The following is a 1,475-nucleotide window of genomic DNA, read 5'->3' as shown; positions in this document are numbered from 1 at the left end:
GATCGTCGGCGACGAGCCGGGCAAGCTGAAAGCGGCCTCGCCGCTGGGCAAGCTGTTGCCGGGCAACCTCGATTCGGCCCTGGCCGTCGCTTCCGCCGAGCATCCCGCGATCCTTGCCACCCAGCATCTCGTCGATGCGGCGGCGTTCTCGGTGAAATCTTCGGAAGGCGCGCTGCTGCCGCAGGTGACGGCTTCGGCCGGCATTTCGGACAATTACAGCCACTCCGTTCCCGACATTAGGGGCACCAACGGCACCTCGACCTCGGCCAATATCGGCGCCACGCTGACCATCCCGATCTATTCGGGCGGCAGGACCTCGGCGCTGGTGCGGCAAAACAAGGAATCGCTCAGCGAGGCCCGTATCCAGGTCGATGTCAGCCGCGACCAGGTACGCCAGGCCGTGGTTTCGGCGTGGACGCAGTATGTCGCCGCGCGCGAAAGCGTGGATGCCAACAGGCAGGTGATCGATGCCGCGCAACTGGCGCTCAATGGCGTCATCGAAGAGCGCAATGTCGGCCAGCGCACCACGCTGGACGTGTTGAACGCGCAGAACGCGGTCATCACCGCCAAGATCAACCAGGCCAGCTCCGAACGCGACGTGGTCGTGGCGAGCTACGCCATCCTGTCGGCGATGGGCCACCTGTCGGTCGATCGCCTTGGCCTGGCGGTCACCAAATACAGGCCGGAAGAGCACTACAACGCCGTCAAGGACAAGTGGTACGGCCTGCGCACGCCTGACGGGCGCTGATTTCCGATCCAAGCTTTGACAAGCGCCGCGCGTCCAATGGATGCGCGGCGCTTGTCTTTGCGGATGGCTCGTCGGGCTGTGCATCGCCTAAAGCGCGTCGCGATCTTTCAGCTTCGCTCCATGCGCTTTAGGTTTTTGATTTTGCGCATGTCTTCATCCCGAAACCGGTTCCCACTTTCGGGGGGCATGCTTCAATCTGTTGAAATCCCCTAATCTGTTGAAATCCAAAGAGTCCCCAGATTGGGGATTCTCGGATGACGATCGGTCGGTTACGCTGTCGGCATTGATTCGAATTCCGGACCGGGCAGGAACGGAATTCTTGAACGGGTCAGGTTCCTGAACGGTCAATTCTCGGGCAGGTCAGGTTCTTGAGCAGGTCCGTTCTTGGACAGGTCACTAGGGCGGCGGATGTGACGATGGCGACGGCAAGCAGCGCGCAGCGCGAACCTTCCATGGAAGAGATACTGGCTTCCATCCGAAGGATCATCGAAGACAGCGACACCGGGCGAAAGCAGCCCTCCGAGGCTGGCGAGCTGCGCCAGGATCTCGAGCCGGCCGCCGCTGCCGTGCCCCCCGTGTCCGTACCGAATGTCGAGGTTGACGCCTTTCGCTCCGAATTGCATGCCGACGCCCGCAAGCCGGTGACGCTGGCGGAGGTCCAGGCCCAGCTTGCCGCAACCGATCCGGCGCCGGCGCGCGCCGAGGCCCGCCACGAGCCGGTCAGGGC

The 1,475-nt window shown here is 63.3% G+C and carries 1 protein-coding gene and 1 pseudogene; both read left to right on the top strand.

What is annotated here, in order from left to right; genetic code table 11:
- A partial coding sequence (locus tag EOD07_RS34120) for a TolC family protein (protein WP_164772829.1) occupies positions 1-748 on the top strand: 748 nt, incomplete at its 5' end.
- A 416-nt stretch (positions 749-1,164) separates the two neighbouring features.
- Positions 1,165-1,475, top strand: a pseudogene (locus EOD07_RS38885) (DUF2497 domain-containing protein); the annotation flags it as partial.

It is taken from the genome of Mesorhizobium sp. M2C.T.Ca.TU.002.02.1.1 (assembly GCF_003997225.1).
Note: the sequence above shows the minus strand (reverse complement) of the source record. Positions and strands in the feature narration are given on the sequence as shown.